We start from the raw sequence: 15809 nt of genomic DNA on the forward strand, positions 1-15809 counted from the left end.
CATATTCGCAGGTTTGCAGATTGATTTTACTACTCATTTACTACTTTTAACGAATTGAGCCTTGATATGCAAAAGCACCTGCGAAGCTGCCGGATAAACCACTACACCACCTTACGCGGCACGTCGAAAAGAAAAAATAAAATAAGCACCACCTATAAGGCGGCGTTTCTCACTCCCACACAGGAGAACAGGAACGCTGCTTTTTTTATGCCCTCATGTTACGCAGTAAGGGCAAATAAAGCCTTGATTTATGCGGCTCTTAGAGCGCGGAAATGAGAAAGGCAAGGGTTGATACCTTTTCCCTCAAAACCGCGTTTCTACTGCGTAACAAATCCAACCAAAGGAGTGATGAAGCTATGGCAGTTTTCCGCGTGGAAAAGAACAAAGGTTATACGGTTATGAGCAACCACCATTTACGCAACAAGGAACTTTCCCTAAAGGCAAAGGGCTTGTTGTCGCAAATGCTCTCACTTCCCGAAGATTGGGACTACACCCTTGCAGGGCTGTCCCTTATCAACCGGGAAAGTATCGACGCTATCCGCACCGCTGTATGGGAGCTTGAAAAAGCCGGATATATCACAAGGCGGCAGGGACGCGACGAGAAAGGCAAAATGACCGCTATTGAGTACACCATTTACGAACAGCCACAGCCCCCGGCATTGGATTGTCCGGTATTGGAAAATCCAACAGCGGATAAGCCGATATTGGAAAATCCGACACCGGATAACCCGACGTCGGAAAATCCAACGCAATTAAATAAAGAGATACAAAAAACTAACTTACCAAAAAAAGAAAAATTAAATACAGATATATCAAGTACCCATTCCATTCCTTTCCATTCCCTAAATCCCTCTCCCTTAGAGGACGCGGCACAGCTGCCGGAACGGAAGCGAAAGGAAGCGACAGACGCATACAGCGTGTATGAGGAAATCATCAAGGACAATATCGAGTACGACTATCTGATACAGGACAGATACCTTGACCGGGACAGGATAGAGGAAATCCTTGCCCTTATTCTTGAAACCGTCTGCACCAAACGAAGAACAATCCGTATCGCCGGGGACGACCACCCGGCAGAGCTTGTAAAAGCAAAATTTATGAAACTGAACAGCGAACATATCCGCTTTGTACTGGACTGTATGCAGGAAAACACCACCAAAATCCGCAACATCAAGCAGTACATGAAAGCTGCCCTTTTCAATGCTCCGTCTACGATTGGCAGCTATTACACGTCCCTTGTATCTCACGATATGTACGGCGGGCGCACTATCCAGTCGGCAAGAAGCAAGGGCATACCCGATTACACCTGCAACGAGGGCGAAAGCCTGTAAACCAACCCAAAGGAGGATTTTATGATGACACAGAAAACAGGAGCTTTGATTTTTGATGAAACCGCTGACCGCTACGACATTCGCTTTGACGTAAACGACTATTACGGGGGATTGCATTGCGGCGACTGCATGGAGGTCTTTGTGCGGGGCAAATGGAAGCCGACCCGTATGGAGTACGGGGACAACTGGTATCTTGTGGGTATTCGGGCGGCAGACCTTTCCGGGCTGCGGGTACGGATTTAACAGGGCGGCGTGAAAGCGGATGCTCTTTTTTCATGCCCGTCCCGTTTCCCGGCGGCGGGCATACCACCATAGAACACGAAAGGAGGACACCCATTGCAGGAGGAAACCAACGAAAAGACCATAGCCCTTTACATCAAGACCGGAAAGCTGACCGCGCAGCAGCTCCAAAAGGCTATGAAAGCCCTGCTTGCACAGATGAAAAAGCAGCATGACAAACAGAAAATCCCGCATGGCAAGCAGACCCTAAAGCAGCTTATGAAGCAGAACGCGGGCGTTTCCAACATTGAAATCACAAAGGACAATATCAAAGCCTTTGAGAGTACGGCGAAAAAATACGGGATTGACTTTGCCTTAAAGAAAGACAGCACCGAAACCCCGCCCCGCTATCTTGTGTTTTTTAAGGGACGGGACGCGGACGCACTGACCGCAGCTTTCAAGGAGTTTTCCGCAAAGAAGCTGACGCAGGAACAAAAGCCCTCTATCCGCAAGCTGATTGTTTCCCTCAAAGAAAAGGCGGCGGCTCTGAACGCACAGAGGGAAAAAGTGAAGAAAAAGGACAGGGAGGTATCGCTATGAAGCCGGAACTTAAAAAGCTGCTTATCCTAAATGCCCCCTATCTGCTCTTTGTCTATCTCTTTGACAAAATCGGACAGGCGGTGCGGCTCTCTCCGGGGGCTGACCTGTCCGGCAAGGTGCTTTCCCTTGCAGACGGCTTTTCCGCTGCCTTTGCAAACCCGCTTCCGAGCCTTGCACCTATGGATTTGCTTATCGGTATTGTAGGGGCTGTCCTTATCCGGCTGATTGTCTATGTAAAAGGCAAGAATGCGAAGAAATACCGGAAAGGTATCGAATACGGCTCTGCCCGTTGGGGCAACGCCGAAGATATAAAGCCCTACACCGACCCGGTATTTCAAAATAACGTGCTGCTCACACAGACGGAACGGCTTACCATGAACAGCCGCCCAAAGCAGCCAAAGTATGCAAGGAATAAAAATATCCTTGTTATCGGGGGAAGCGGCAGCGGCAAGACGAGATTTTTCGTAAAGCCCAGTGCGCCCGTAAGGGCGGTATAAATCCTACCTTGAGCAAGTAGTAGGTAAAAGTATCAAGCGGCATTGTGCCGCAACCTATCATTCCCCGTCTTACCCCAAAAGGGAAACCGGAGGGCGACCATAGCATGACGGAGGACACGGGGCGCTGAAGCCTCAGAAGCGCCGGCGTGACGGAATGAAAATCCACGTATGAGGATGGAAGCTAGACTGCTTGAATGACAGCCTGAAATCGGGACCAAGAGCGTACCCCTGACGTAGAGAGGTTGTACTCGTCAGTGTTCCTGACAGTCGCATTGTTTGGCTATGCGGCTGCTGATACTCGGAGCAGGTTCAGCCACGGGAAAGTGGAAAAAGGCGAACGTCACATACCGACAACGTGGAACGCTTGTTTATACCGTACTAAACGGGGATTGCCTAAAGTGAAATGCCGAAAGGCTATGAAAACGCTGAAATGCGGGGTTCTGAATATTCACCATGGCAACAGAGTTCCCATAGTAGTCTGCGGACGGGAAAGCCGTCTACATGGCAAAGGGGAACAGTGAATCATTTTCAAAACAGAAAGGATGGTGTGTGAGACACTATGAGAAATCCGATTCATGTCTTGAAAAGCCTTGAAGAAAAGGCAAGTGTAAGTAACTACAAATATGAAAGATTATATCGCAACCTATACAATCCAGAGTTCTATCTCCTTGCATATGCGAACATTGCGAAATCGCAGGGGAGCATGACGCAGGGGGTAGACGGGCAGACGCTGGACAACATGAGCCTGCCGAGAATTAACCGGATTATTGAATCCATACGCAACAGGACATATCAGCCAAAGCCTGCAAAAAGAAAGTACATTCCTAAAAAGAACGGGAAACTTCGCCCGTTGGGAATCACTTCTACTGATGATAAGTTAGTGCAGGAAGTGGTCAGAATGATTCTTGAAGCAATCTATGAGCCGACATTCAGCAACAATTCACACGGTTTCAGACCAAAAAGAAGCTGTCACACGGCACTTACGCAAGTGAAGAAAAACTTCACAGGTGTTACATGGATTGTCGAGGGAGACATTAAGGCGTGCTTTGATAACTTCGACCATCATGTGTTGGTTGAATTACTGCGGAAAAGGATTTCAGACGAGGCTTTTATCGGTCTAATCTGGAAGTTCCTGAAAGCCGGATATATGGAACAATGGCAGTACAACTGCACCTACTCCGGTGTTCCGCAGGGCAGCGGTATCAGTCCGATATGTGCAAACATCTACCTCAGCGAACTGGACAACTATATGCAGGAATACAAAGAAAAGTATGATTGCGAGCCAGAACGCAGAAGGACGACCAGAGAATACGAGCGGGCGTCCCGGAGATACAGAAAGGCACGTAAAGCGTTAATGGGCGCAGAAAAATCAACTCCTGAACTGGTAAAAGAATTTAAGGATTCCAGAAGGAAGAAGATGAATCAGCACTATTACAATCCGTTTGAGGAAGGCTTCAAGAAAATCCAGTACAACCGTTACGCCGATGATTTTGTAATCGGCGTTATCGGCTCCAAAAAGGACGCAGAAAAAATCAAGGAAGATGTAAAAATCTTTCTCCAAGAAAAACTGCATTTGGAAATGTCCGAGGAAAAGACGAAAGTCACCCATTCCAGTAAGCCGGTACGCTATCTGGGGTACGATTTCAAAGTAATCCATTCCAAGAACATGAAGCGTTGTAAAAACGGCGACATGAAACGGGTGTGGTATGGAAAAGTATTCCTGTATATGCCGAAAGAAAAATGGATTAAAAAAGCGATGGAACGGGGAGCGATACAGGTGAAACGCAACAATGACACAGGCAAAGAAATGTGGCGGCCTATGCCAAGGAAAGACCTGATGAACCGCAGCGACGCAGAGATTGTGTCTACTTTCAATTCCGAAATTCGAGGGTTATATAACTTCTATCGGATAGCAGAAAACGTAGGCGCATTGCACAAGTATTACTACATGGTGCGGTACAGCATGTTAAAAACTCTGGCAGGAAAGCACAGAACGAATGTCAGTGTTATTAAGAAGCGGCACATGGTAAACGGAGTACTGAGAATCCCATACGATACAACTAAGGGACGTAAATACTGCGAATTTTACCATGATGGATTCAGAAAGCACAGCGACGGCTATGACAATGTGGCAGACGTTATGCCGAGTTATAGGAAATATGACAGCAGGCACACGATAGTAAACCGCATAAAAGCCGGAGTATGCGAGATTTGCGGGGAACATGCAGACTATTTATGTATGCACCACGTAAGAACGCTGAAATCGCTGAAAGGCAGGGATATATTTGAGCAGAAAATGCTGAAAATGAGAAGAAAATCTCTGGCTCTCTGCCCTGACTGCTTTGAACTCTTACACGAAACCAAAGAATCAAGGTGATTCATGGAAAGCCGGATACGCTGAGAGGTGTACGTCCGGTTTGGGAGGCGGCTCCCTGAAACCTACTGATGAAAGTCAGCAAGGCGCAGGGTGCCTACCTCATACCTTATGCAAATGCACTCAAGCTACGTTGTAACCGACCCGAAAGGAACGGTTTTAGTCGAGTGCGGGAAGCTCTTACAGCGGGGCGGGTATCGGATAAAGGTGCTGAACACGATAAACTTCAAAAAAAGCATGAAATACAATCCCTTTGCCTATCTCCGCAGCGAAAAAGACATTTTGAAACTGGTAAATACTTTGATTGCCAACACCAAAGGGGACGGGGAAAAAGCAGGGGAAGATTTTTGGATAAAATCGGAACGGCTCTTTTACTGCGCCCTTATCGGCTACATTTGGTACGAAGCCCCGGAGGAAGAAAAGAATTTTACGACGCTGCTTGAAATGATAAATGCCAGTGAAGCCCGCGAGGACGACCCGGAATTTCAGTCCCCCGTTGACCTTATGTTTGAACGGTTGGAGGAAAAAGACCCGGAACACTTTGCTGTCCGGCAGTATAAGAAATTCCTGTTATCTGCGGGAAAGACAAGAAGCTCTATCCTCATTTCCTGCGGGGCGCGGCTTGCCCCTTTTGACATTAAAGAGCTGCGCGACCTTATGGAAACCGACGAAATGGAACTTGATACCATAGGCGACCGTAAGACCGCCCTGTTTGTCATTATCAGCGACACCGACGACACTTTTAACTTTGTTGTGAGTATTCTTTACACGCAGCTTTTCAATCTTCTTTGCGACAAGGCAGATGATGAATACGGCGGCAGGCTGCCCGTCCATGTACGCTGTCTGTTAGACGAGTTTGCAAATATCGGGCAGATACCGAAGTTTGAAAAGCTCATAGCCACTATCCGAAGCCGGGAAATCTCTGCTTCAATCATTCTGCAAAGCCAGTCGCAGCTAAAGGCGATATACAAAGATAACGCCGATACCATAGCCGGCAACTGCGACACCACCCTTTTCTTGGGCGGCAAGGAGAAAACCACCCTCAAAGAAATGTCGGAAATCTTGGGGAAAGAAACCATTGACAGCTTCAACACTTCCGAGAACCGGGGGCGTGAGGTATCACATGGGCTGAACTATCAGAAGTTAGGCAAGCAGCTTATGACCGAAGATGAAATTGCAGTCATGGACGGCGGGAAATGTATCTTACAACTACGAGGGGTACGCCCGTTCTTCTCTGATAAGTATGACATTACAAAGCACCCCAACTATAAATATCTTTCCGACTATGACAAGAAAAATACCTTTGATATGGAAAAGCATTTAAGGCGCAGACCCGCCCTTGTAAAGCCGGACGAACCCTTTGACTATTACGAAATCAGCGAAGCAGATTTGCAGGAGGACACCGACCATGAATAGACGTATGCAGAAGAAAAAAGATAAGAAAATCACAGAAGCCATAAACGGGCTTGTTTTCATTGCCGAGCGACGGGAACAGCAACGGCAGGCAGCTATCCAGCAGTTTGTGAAACGGTGTGAAGCCCTGTATGAGCAGAAACGGGTGCGGCGGGAACTTTGATTTTACGGGAGGTTATACTATGAGCAGACAGAAAACAAAAACTGATGATATACGTCGTGAACATTATTTTACAAAGATGATAGAAAATGCAGAAAACGCTCTGCGGGAGTATTTGCAGGAACGCGGAGGGGAACAGACCCTTTACGTTACCGAGTATATGCAGCGTAGGAGCTATCTTTTGGAATGACGAAAAATGTGTGTTCCCGGCTGAAAAGAAAGGAGGAATTGACGCAGTAACAAAGAAAAAGACAACTTGCATGATACGCGCCCCTACAAAAATTCCTATCGCCCACACTGACAACTGAATACCGCCGCGCGGCAGAACTTTAGGCAGCGCGGGGACTTATGACCGCGGCAGTTTGAAAACTGACCGCCGTTTTTTATGCCCTTTTATAGGGCAAGCCGCATTTGCGGCAGAAAGGAGCTTTATGGAATTTTTTAACTCTGCTATCGACGTATTACAGACCCTTGTTATCGCACTGGGCGCAGGCTTAGGCATTTGGGGCGTTATCAATCTCTTGGAGGGATATGGAAACGACAATCCGGGTGCAAAATCACAAGGCATTAAGCAGCTTATGGCGGGCGGCGGCGTTGCCCTTATCGGCACTATCCTTGTACCGCTTCTTTCCGGTCTGTTCGGATAAGATTACGGAGGGTAGCCTATGGAGAGCATACTGGAAGCGATTAACGAATGGATAAAAGAAATCCTTATCGGAGCCATTAACGGCAACCTTTCCACTATGTTCGGGGACGTAAACGAAAAAGTAGGCACCATTGCAGCGGAGGTAGGCAAGACCCCGCAGGGGTGGAACGCAAACATTTTCAGCATGATACAAAACCTGTCGGAAAATGTGATTGTACCCATTGCGGGGCTTGTCATTACCTATGTCCTCTGTTATGAGCTTATCAGCATGGTAACGGAAAAAAACAATATGCACGACATAGAAACATTTATGTTTTTCAAGTGGTTTTTCAAAGCCTTTGTTGCCGTTTTCTTGGTAACACATACCTTTGATATTACTATGGCGGTGTTTGATATGGCGCAGCATATTGTATCCGGCGCGGCGGGGGTAATCGGCGGCGATACGAATATCGACGTAACCGAAGCCCTTGCCGCCATGCAGGAGGGACTAAAAGATATGGAAATCCCCGAACTACTGTTACTTGTCATGGAAACGAGCCTTGTAAGCCTTTGTATGAAAATCATGTCCGTACTGATAACCGTTATCCTCTACGGCAGAATGATTGAGATATACGCCTACTGTTCTGTTTCCCCTATCCCTTTTGCTACCATGACAAACCGGGAATGGGGACAGATTGGGAACAACTACCTAAAGGGGCTGTTTGCACTGGGCTTTCAAGGCTTCCTCATTATGATATGCGTCGGCATTTATGCGGTTTTAGTAGGCGAAATGGTCTTAGCGGACAATCTGCACAGCGCGATTTTTTCCCTTGCAGCCTATACCGTTATCCTCTGTTTCTCCCTGTTCAAATCCGGCGCACTGGCAAAATCCATATTCAACGCCCACTAAGGGCAGAAAGGAGGTTTTTTCTTGGCGTATGTACCTGTACCCAAAGACCTATCCAAAGTCAAAACAAAAGTCGCTTTCAATCTAACAAAGCGGCAAATCCTTTGTTTTTCAGTGGCACTTCTTATAGGACTGCCGCTTTTCTTTTTGCTCAAAGACAGCGCAGGGACGAGCCTTGCGGCAATGGTAATGATTGTCGTCATGCTTCCCTGCTTCTTGGTTGCCATGTATGAAAAGCATGGGCAGCCCCTTGAAGTGGTAATAAAGAACATCATTCAGACAAAATTTACCCGCCCCAAAGTGCGACCATATCAGACAGAAAACCTATATGCACTCTTGGAGAAACAGCGGGCATTAGAAAAGGAGGTATCAGCGATTGTCAAAAGGACAGACAAAAAAGACGCGGGAAGCCGCAGGAAACAGGCGTAAGCTGACCCGCGCGGAAAAGAAACAGATAGCGGCGGTTATCCGGCAGGCAAAGGGGGACGGCAAAGCCCACACCGCACAGCAGACCATTCCCTACCTTGCCATGTACCCGGACGGTATCTGCAAAGTGGCACAGCGGAAATATTCAAAGAGCATTGCCTTTGAGGACATTAACTATCAGCTTGCACAGGCAGACGACAAGACCGCCATTTTTGAAAACTGGTGCGATTTTCTCAATTACTTTGACGCAAGCGTAAATGTGCAGCTTTCGTTTATCAATCAAGGTTCACAGCAGGAACAGGCAGCGCGGGCAATCCATATCCCGCCGCAAAATGATGATTTTAACTCTATCCGCACCGAATATTCCGATATGCTGAAAATGCAGCTTGCCAAAGGGAACAACGGGCTTGTAAAGCACAAGTACATCACGTTTTCCATTGAAGCGGACAATCCGGCGGCGGCAAGGGCGCGGCTTTCCCGTATCGAAACGGACGTACTCAACAATTTCAAGGTGCTTGGCGTATCGGCGCACCCCTTATCCGGCTATGAACGCTTAAAGGTGCTGCATGGGGTATTCCACCCGGCAGGCGAGCCGTTCTCATTCTCCTATGACTGGCTGACCCCGACAGGGCTTACCACAAAGGACTTTATCGCCCCGTCCTCTTTCAAGTTCGGGGAGGGACGCTACTTTGCTATGGGGAAAAAAACGGGGGCGGTATCGTTCCTTGAAATCCTTGCCCCGGAGTTAAACGACCGTATTTTAGCGGATATGTTGGACTTGGAAACAGGGGTTATTGTCAATCTCCATATTAAAAGTATCGACCAGTCGGAAGCAATCAAGACCATTAAGCGCAAAATCACTGACCTTGACAAGATGAAGATTGAGGAACAGAAAAAAGCAGTTAGAAGCGGTTACGATATTGACATACTCCCGTCCGACCTTGCCACTTTTGGGAATGAAGCAAAGAATTTGTTGCAGGATTTACAGAGCCGCAACGAGCGAATGTTTCTGCTGACGTTCCTTGTGGTAAACATGGCAGACACGAAGCGGAAACTGGAAAATGACATTTTCGCGGCGGCGGGCATTGCACAGAAATACAACTGCGCCTTGACCCGTCTTGACTATCAGCAGGAAGCGGGGCTGATGTCCTCTATCCCTTTGGGGGAGAACCTTATCCCTATTCAGAGAGGGTTGACGACGAGCAGCACCGCTATTTTTATCCCGTTCATCACACAGGAACTATTTCAGACTGGGGCTGCCCTGTATTATGGCTTAAATGCCCTGTCAAACAACATGATACTCTGCGACCGCAAGCAGCTTAAAAATCCAAACGGGCTTATCTTGGGAACACCGGGCAGCGGAAAATCCTTTGCGGCAAAGCGGGAAATCACAAATGCTTTTCTCATTACCGACGACGATATTTTTATCTGCGACCCGGAAGCGGAGTATTTTGCCCTTGTAAAACGGCTTGGCGGGCAAGTGATACGGTTATCCCCGACAGGCAAAGGTATGGACGGTACGCCCCAGTATGTGAACCCTATGGATATGAACCTCAACTATTCCGAGGACGACAGCCCCCTTGCACTGAAAAGCGATTTTATCCTTTCTCTCTGCGAGCTTGTCATTGGCGGCAAGGAGGGCTTACAGCCTGTTGATAAGACCGTCATTGACCGCGCTGTAAGAAATGTGTATAGGGACTACCTTGCTGACCCCGACCCGGAGAAAATGCCTATCTTGGGCGACCTTTACGACGAGCTGTTAAAGCAGCCGGAGCCGGAAGCTGCCCGCATTGCCGCAGCATTGGAGCTGTATGTTTCCGGCAGCCTTAACGTATTCAACCACAGAACCAACGTGGAGCTTTCTAACCGCCTTGTCTGCTTTGATATAAAGCAGCTTGGAAAGCAGCTCAAAAAGTTAGGTATGCTCATTGTGCAAGACCAGATATGGAACCGCGTTACCATTAACCGGGCAGAGAAAAAGTCCACCCGCTACTATATGGACGAATTTCACTTGCTCTTAAAAGAGGAACAGACCGCAGCTTACAGTGTGGAGATTTGGAAGCGTTTCCGTAAATGGGGCGGCATACCGACAGCTATCACACAGAATATTAAGGACTTGCTTGCTTCACGCGAGGTGGAAAATATCTTTGAAAACTCTGATTTTGTCCTCATGCTCAATCAGGCGCAGGGCGACCGGGCTATCCTTGCAAAGCAGCTTAATATCTCCCCGCAACAGATGAAGTATGTAACCCATACCGAAGCAGGCGAGGGACTTATCTTTTATGGAAATGTGGTGCTGCCCTTTGTAGACCATTTCCCGAAAGATACCGAGCTTTACCGCATTATGACGACGAAGCCGGAGGAAGTGAGCAGCCTATGAAAACAGACGTGATTATCAACCGGGACGCGCTTTGTGCTTTGCAGGAATTACCCAGTGAAAGCGTCCATTGCTGCGTTACAAGCCCGCCGTACTTTGCGCTGCGGGACTATGGGCTTGACGCACAAATCGGACAGGAGGATACGCCGGAACAGTATATTGACAGGCTGACCTCTGTTTTTCGCGAGCTTTACCGGGTGCTTAGAAAGGACGGTACGTTATGGCTGAATATCGCAGACACCTATTGCGGCACAGGAAATAAAGGCGGCTATGCTGACCCAAAAAACCCAAAGGGACGCACCGGACAGCGGATTGCAAGGAACAGCCGCGTTACCGGCTGCAAACAAAAGGACTTAATCGGTATTCCCTGGCTCTTGGCGTTTTCCCTACGGGAACAGGGGTGGTATCTACGGAGCGATATTATATGGCAAAAACAAAATCCTATGCCGGAAAGCTGCAAAGACCGCCCGACCCGCTGCTATGAACATATCTTCCTGCTTTCAAAGGAAAAGAAATATTACTATGACGCTGCCGCCATTGCAGAACCCTTAGCACCTACTACCGCAGAACGGTATCGCAGAGCGCGCAGCACCAACAGCAAATACACACAGGAAATACCCGGACAAGGAAAGGTGCAGGGACTAAACCGACCGCGGGACGGTGGCTACTATGACGACGCGCTCATGCCGACCACGCGGAACAAGCGGGACGTGTGGCTGATTAACACTGTCCCATATAAAGGGGCGCATTTTGCAGCTTTTCCCCCGAAATTAGCGGAAACCTGTATCTTGGCGGGCTGTCCCAAAGGTGGGATTGTCATAGACCCGTTTTTCGGAAGCGGAACCACAGGATTTGCAGCAAAAAGCCTTGACCGCCATTATATCGGGATTGAATTAAATGCAGAATATTGCGCCCTTGCGAGGGCGCGGATTGGAGGTGCAGGACTATCAAGCAATTAAAACCACGCGATAAAATCACACAGAAAATGACCCGCGACGGGCTTATCGAGGTAAACGAAACACAGCAGACCGCCGAGCGTATCAGCAGCCGGGAAGCAGACAGCGACTTTTCACAGCCGGACAGTGCCGCAGCGGAACGCGTCATAGAACATCTTGACGCAGCACATACCCGAAAAGCAAACAAAAAGGAAGTCAAAAAAGAGCAGGAAGCTACTGCTTTGCGTACTTCCACTTCCCGCTTACAGTTTACCGAGGAAGAACGGGCAACGCCGGAACTGGAAACTTACATCAAAAAATCGGAAAAAGCCGCTGACCGACTGGACGCAGCAAAGGCAGCTATCCCAAAGCAAAAGAAACTGGTTAAGGAGCGCACCTTTGACGAAGCCGCAGGAAAGGCAAAGACCCGCCTGCACTTTGAGGAACAGGAAAAGCCGATACCCGGCGGCAAAGCCCACAGCAACCCGTTATCCCGCCCCGCGCAGGAAGCGGGTATTTTTGTTCACAACAAAATCCACAGCGTCGAGAAAGACAATTCCGGCGCGGAGGGCGCGCACAAATCGGAGGAACTTGCCGAGCGCGGCGCAAGGTACGGGACAAGGAAATTCAAACAGGGCTACCGCAGCCATAAGCTGAAACCCTACCGGGAAGCAGCAAAGGCAGAAAAGGCAGCGTTCAAGGCAAATGTGAACTTCCAGTATCACAAAGTCTTGCAGGAAAATCCTCAGCTTACAAGCAATCCCTTTTCCCGGTTTATGCAGAAACAAAAAATCAAACGCCAGTATGCAAAAACTGTAAAGAAAGGCGGTGCAGCCACCGCCAAAGCAACCGCCGGAGCGTCACAGACAGCAGCAAAGAAAGCGGCTGCCTTTGTAGGGCGACACCCGGCGGGCGTGATAATCGCTATCGCCGCGCTGCTTCTGTTCATCATGGTATCAGTAGGGCTTTCCTCTTGTGGGGCAATGTTTTCCGGCAGCATGAACAGCGTGTTAGGGACTTCCTACACGTCCGAGGACAGCGACCTTGTGGCAACGGAACAGAGCTATGCTGCAATGGAAAACGAACTGCAAAGTGAGATTGACAATATCGAAACCACCCACAGCGGCTATGATGAATACCGCTATGACCTTGACACTATCGGGCATAACCCACACGAACTTGCGTCTTATCTGACCGCCCTTTTACAGAGCTACACCCCACAGAGCGCACAGGCAGAGCTAAAACGGCTGTTCGGCTTACAGTACACCTTGACGCTGACGGAAGAAATCGAGATACGCACCACCACCGACGAGGAGGGCAACGAGGAAGAATACGAATACCGTATCTTGAACGTGAAGCTGACAAACAAGCCGATTGCTTCCCTTGCGGAAGAACTGCTGAACCCACAGCAGTTTGAAATGTTCAAAGTGTACTTACAGACACAGGGCAACAAACCGTTGATTTTTGGCGGCGGCTCTCCCGACGGCAGCCCCTCCGAGGATTTAAGCGGCGTGGAGTTTGTAAACGGCACACGTCCCGGAAACCCGGAGTTTATGGAGCTTGCAAAACAGCAAGTCGGAAACGTGGGCGGTTATCCCTATTGGAGTTGGTATGGCTTTAACAGCCGCGTGGAATGGTGCGCCTGCTTTGTGTCATGGTGCTACAATCAAGCCGGAAAAAGCGAACCCCGCTTTGCAGGCTGCGAATGGCAGGGCGTTCCTTGGTTCCAGTCAAGGGGACAATGGGGCGCGCGGGGCTATGAGAATATCGCACCGGGCGACGCTATCTTTTTCGATTGGGATTTAGACGGTGTTGCAGACCATGTGGGGCTTGTGCTTGGCAGGGACGGAAGCCGCGTCTATACCGTTGAGGGCAATTCCGGCGACGCCTGCAAGATAAAGAGCTATGACCTTAACTATCAATGTATCAAAGGCTATGGGCTGATGAACTGGTAAAGCAGCCCCAAAAAGAAAGGAGAAATGACCTATGGAAAACAATAAAATCGACCGTATCAATAAGGAAATCGCAAAGACCCGCGAGAAAATCACAGAGTATCAGAACAAGTTAAAAGGACTGGAAGCGCAGAAAACCGAAGCGGAAAACCTTGAAATCGTGCAGCTTGTACGAGCTATGCGTCTGACCCCGCAGGAACTGAACGCTATGCTGTCCGGCAGCGGTATTCCCGGCATGAACGCCGCACACGCTACCGAAGCGGCAGACTACGAAGAACAGGAGGAAAATGCAGATGAAGAATAAACTGAAAAAGACCATGACTGCCCTTTGTGCCGCCCTTATCCTTATGGGCGGTTTTTCTGTCCCTGCCTATGCACAGGGCGCAGCCACAGAGCCGCCCGCAGGGGACGCGACCAACGACAGCAACGTAGTTGTGGAGGAAAAAGAGGAAACGCCGCCCCTTACCCCAAAGGGAAACGCAACACTGGTTGACGATTACGGCGGCAATAAGCAGCTTATCACTGTTACCACCAAAGGCGGCAACTATTTCTATATCCTCATTGACCGCGCCGCCGAGGGCGAACAGACCGTACATTTCCTAAATCAAGTGGACGAAGCCGACCTTATGGCACTGACCGAAAACGGCGAAGCTGCCAAAAAGCCGGAAATCTGTAACTGTACGGAGAAATGCGAAGCCGGAAAGGTAAACACGTCCTGCCCGGTATGTGTTACCAGTATGACAGGCTGCACAGGCAAAGAACCTACCCCAACACCAACCGAGCAGCCGGAAGAACCGAAAGGAAAAGGCGGCAATCCCGGTGTGGTGCTTGCCTTAGTCCTCTTTGCCCTGCTTGGTGGCGGCGCAGCGTTCTACTACTTTAAGTTTCTAAAGCCGAAGCAGAATGTAAAGGGCGATACCGACCTTGAAGATTTTGAATTTGAGGACTACGACGAGGACGAGCCGGAAGCAGATACCGGGGAAACTCCCGAAGATGAAGAAACGGAGGAAGAAACCCTATGACCCTGTTTACCGACAATCCCTTTGAAAAGATGATGATACAGAAACCGAACGGGCGGCGTGATAATGCTCCGCCTGTTCCTTATCCCCCGGCTTGCGCTTCCTGCCCTTACAAGGGACAGTCCCCTTGTGTTGGGTATTGCATTAGAAAGATTGAAGCAAAACGACAGCCGGAACGATAAAAAGATGTACTTTCGATATGGAATATGATATAATTGTTCCAACCATAGGAAATGATAGAGTTAAACAAATTTTTAGAGTAAGCAAAGGAGATAAAAATATGTTACCCATTTCTGATATTCTTATTCGCTCAATAAGTGGATATGTGTTTATAGTTCCAGTTTTTATATTGTATTTCTTATACCTTAAAAAATCAGGAAGAAAGCAAAGCCTTCTCCATATTACTGCTGTATTTTTATTCTATTATTATCTTTTCGGGATTTTGACCGTAACAGGTATTGGTTATACAAGCACAATATCATTTCGTCCGAGGATTTCTCTGATTCCGTTTCTCGGTATGATAAGTGGACCAATAGATACCATACTGAATGTTGTTTTATTTGTTCCTTTTGGATTTTTTCTGCCGTTGCTGTATAAGAAATATCATCACATAAAGACTGTTGTATTAACTGGTTTTCTGTTCTCTTTATCTGTTGAAATTGTTCAGATGTTTGGTTGGGGTTCAACAGATATAAATGACCTTATTACAAATACAGTTGGAGTCTGTTTAGGATATTTGGTTTATTATTTGCTATCAAAAGTCTTGCCTAATAATTTAAGAAAACAATTTCAATCTGAGAATGTCAATGATATGGTCGAAGTGCCTTTGTTTGCAATTTACACATTTATAATCATGGTTACAGTTCAACCTTGGGTAATCCATAGTTTACTCAATATTGGATAAATTTTAGTTTTGTCAAATCATTTTACTATTTCATATCGCACAATTTTATACAATCACTTGTAGGAGCAAT

The 15809-nt window shown here is 48.0% G+C and carries 16 protein-coding genes and 2 pseudogenes; all 18 read left to right on the forward strand.

Annotated features, from left to right (window positions below; all coding sequences use genetic code 11):
* The first annotated feature begins 356 nt into the window (after positions 1–356).
* Positions 357–1331 (forward strand): DUF6017 domain-containing protein, encoded by a 975-nt coding sequence (locus J3353_RS09615; protein WP_018112837.1) that lies wholly within the window; start codon positions 357–359, stop codon positions 1329–1331.
* Positions 1332–1355: 24 nt separating this feature from the next.
* Positions 1356–1574, forward strand: a complete 219-nt coding sequence (locus tag J3353_RS09620; protein WP_004611927.1) for a DUF5348 domain-containing protein — start codon at positions 1356–1358, stop codon at positions 1572–1574.
* A 93-nt stretch (positions 1575–1667) separates the two neighbouring features.
* Entirely contained in the window at positions 1668–2150 is a 483-nt protein-coding gene (locus J3353_RS09625) for a PcfB family protein (protein WP_069432335.1), read from the forward strand.
* Positions 2147–2626: pseudogene (locus J3353_RS09630) on the forward strand (type IV secretory system conjugative DNA transfer family protein); the annotation flags it as partial. The gene J3353_RS09625 and the pseudogene J3353_RS09630, both read left to right, overlap by 4 nt.
* A 580-nt stretch (positions 2627–3206) precedes the next feature.
* The gene (locus J3353_RS09635) at positions 3207–5024 is read left to right on the forward strand and encodes a reverse transcriptase domain-containing protein (RefSeq protein WP_003504504.1); all 1818 of its coding nucleotides are present in this window, start codon (positions 3207–3209) and stop codon (positions 5022–5024) included.
* A 105-nt stretch (positions 5025–5129) separates the two neighbouring features.
* Positions 5130–6437: pseudogene (locus J3353_RS09640) on the forward strand (VirD4-like conjugal transfer protein, CD1115 family); the annotation flags it as partial.
* Complete coding sequence (locus tag J3353_RS09645; RefSeq protein ID WP_018112834.1) at positions 6430–6597, forward strand: hypothetical protein; 168 nt, start codon at positions 6430–6432, stop codon at positions 6595–6597. The pseudogene J3353_RS09640 and the gene J3353_RS09645, both read left to right, overlap by 8 nt.
* A gap of 19 nt (positions 6598–6616) precedes the next feature.
* On the forward strand, positions 6617–6784 hold the full coding sequence (locus J3353_RS09650) for a hypothetical protein (RefSeq protein ID WP_162858247.1): 168 nt from the start codon (positions 6617–6619) through the stop codon (positions 6782–6784).
* 241 nt (positions 6785–7025) lie between these two features.
* A complete protein-coding gene (locus tag J3353_RS09655; RefSeq protein ID WP_009906233.1) occupies positions 7026–7241 on the forward strand; it encodes a Maff2 family protein in 216 nt (71 codons plus the stop codon).
* Positions 7242–7259: 18 nt separating this feature from the next.
* Entirely contained in the window at positions 7260–8129 is an 870-nt protein-coding gene (locus tag J3353_RS09660; protein WP_032513415.1) for a VirB6/TrbL-like conjugal transfer protein, CD1112 family, read from the forward strand.
* Positions 8130–8150: 21 nt separating this feature from the next.
* Positions 8151–8555 (forward strand): PrgI family protein, encoded by a 405-nt coding sequence (locus J3353_RS09665; RefSeq protein WP_044477104.1) that lies wholly within the window; start codon positions 8151–8153, stop codon positions 8553–8555.
* Positions 8503–10932, forward strand: coding sequence for a VirB4-like conjugal transfer ATPase, CD1110 family (locus J3353_RS09670; protein ID WP_069432101.1), 2430 nt, complete (start codon positions 8503–8505; stop codon positions 10930–10932). Before J3353_RS09665 ends, J3353_RS09670 begins: the two co-directional genes overlap by 53 nt.
* Positions 10929–11888: a site-specific DNA-methyltransferase gene (locus J3353_RS09675; RefSeq protein ID WP_015529209.1), complete on the forward strand. Its 960-nt coding sequence runs from the start codon at positions 10929–10931 to the stop codon at positions 11886–11888. Before J3353_RS09670 ends, J3353_RS09675 begins: the two co-directional genes overlap by 4 nt.
* Positions 11876–13819: a CD1108 family mobile element protein gene (locus J3353_RS09680; protein WP_370569191.1), complete on the forward strand. Its 1944-nt coding sequence runs from the start codon at positions 11876–11878 to the stop codon at positions 13817–13819. Before J3353_RS09675 ends, J3353_RS09680 begins: the two co-directional genes overlap by 13 nt.
* Positions 13820–13850: 31 nt before the next feature.
* On the forward strand, positions 13851–14120 hold the full coding sequence (locus tag J3353_RS09685; protein ID WP_207684749.1) for a DUF4315 family protein: 270 nt from the start codon (positions 13851–13853) through the stop codon (positions 14118–14120).
* Positions 14110–14838: a DUF4366 domain-containing protein gene (locus J3353_RS09690; RefSeq protein WP_035394374.1), complete on the forward strand. Its 729-nt coding sequence runs from the start codon at positions 14110–14112 to the stop codon at positions 14836–14838. Before J3353_RS09685 ends, J3353_RS09690 begins: the two co-directional genes overlap by 11 nt.
* Positions 14835–15017: a hypothetical protein gene (locus tag J3353_RS16325; protein ID WP_005933783.1), complete on the forward strand. Its 183-nt coding sequence runs from the start codon at positions 14835–14837 to the stop codon at positions 15015–15017. Before J3353_RS09690 ends, J3353_RS16325 begins: the two co-directional genes overlap by 4 nt.
* Before the next feature lie 17 nt (positions 15018–15034).
* On the forward strand, positions 15035–15739 hold the full coding sequence (locus tag J3353_RS09695; protein ID WP_022621592.1) for a VanZ family protein: 705 nt from the start codon (positions 15035–15037) through the stop codon (positions 15737–15739).
* The last annotated feature ends 70 nt before the right edge of the window (positions 15740–15809 follow it).

Source organism: Faecalibacterium sp. Marseille-Q4137 (genome assembly GCF_017377535.1).
In the GTDB taxonomy this organism is placed as follows: Bacteria; Bacillota; Clostridia; order Oscillospirales; family Ruminococcaceae; genus Faecalibacterium; species Faecalibacterium duncaniae.

Bases quoted from the DNA above. Each gene is read 5' to 3' on its own strand.
- J3353_RS09615 (WP_018112837.1), top strand. From the start codon at position 357: ATGGCAGTTTTCCGCGTGGAAAAGAACAAAGGTTATACGGTTATGAGC.
- J3353_RS09620 (WP_004611927.1), top strand. From the start codon at position 1,356: ATGACACAGAAAACAGGAGCTTTGATTTTTGATGAAACCGCTGACCGC.
- J3353_RS09635 (WP_003504504.1), top strand. From the start codon at position 3,207: ATGAGAAATCCGATTCATGTCTTGAAAAGCCTTGAAGAAAAGGCAAGT.
- J3353_RS09645 (WP_018112834.1), top strand. From the start codon at position 6,430: ATGAATAGACGTATGCAGAAGAAAAAAGATAAGAAAATCACAGAAGCC.
- J3353_RS09650 (WP_162858247.1), top strand. From the start codon at position 6,617: ATGAGCAGACAGAAAACAAAAACTGATGATATACGTCGTGAACATTAT.
- J3353_RS09655 (WP_009906233.1), top strand. From the start codon at position 7,026: ATGGAATTTTTTAACTCTGCTATCGACGTATTACAGACCCTTGTTATC.
- J3353_RS09660 (WP_032513415.1), top strand. From the start codon at position 7,260: ATGGAGAGCATACTGGAAGCGATTAACGAATGGATAAAAGAAATCCTT.
- J3353_RS09675 (WP_015529209.1), top strand. From the start codon at position 10,929: ATGAAAACAGACGTGATTATCAACCGGGACGCGCTTTGTGCTTTGCAG.
- J3353_RS09685 (WP_207684749.1), top strand. From the start codon at position 13,851: ATGGAAAACAATAAAATCGACCGTATCAATAAGGAAATCGCAAAGACC.
- J3353_RS09690 (WP_035394374.1), top strand. From the start codon at position 14,110: ATGAAGAATAAACTGAAAAAGACCATGACTGCCCTTTGTGCCGCCCTT.
- J3353_RS16325 (WP_005933783.1), top strand. From the start codon at position 14,835: ATGACCCTGTTTACCGACAATCCCTTTGAAAAGATGATGATACAGAAA.
- J3353_RS09695 (WP_022621592.1), top strand. From the start codon at position 15,035: ATGGAATATGATATAATTGTTCCAACCATAGGAAATGATAGAGTTAAA.